Consider the following 255-nt stretch of genomic DNA (forward strand, 5'->3'; position numbering starts at 1 on the left):
TCCCATAGCGTCAAGCTAGTAAGATCCCTGAAAGATGATCAGGTTGATAGGTCAGAGGTGGAAGCGTGGTGACATGTGGAGCTGACTGATACTAATCGATCGAGGACTTAACCATAGTTTATAAAGCAAACTCGTTTTAACTAATTTCTTCTATATATTATCTAGTTTTGAGAGAACGAACTTCTTTCAATTAAATAGTCTGGCAATAATGGCGAGAAGGTCACACCCGTTCCCATACCGAACACGGAAGTTAAG

Annotated in this window: 2 rRNA genes; both read left to right on the forward strand. The window is 40.4% G+C overall.

Going from position 1 to position 255, the window contains the following annotated elements:
• Positions 1-115 (forward strand): 23S ribosomal RNA (locus M3226_RS31970); the annotation flags it as partial.
• A gap of 83 nt (positions 116-198) precedes the next feature.
• Positions 199-255: ribosomal RNA gene (gene rrf / locus M3226_RS33035) — 5S ribosomal RNA — on the forward strand; the annotation flags it as partial.

This window comes from Neobacillus cucumis (assembly GCF_023715505.1).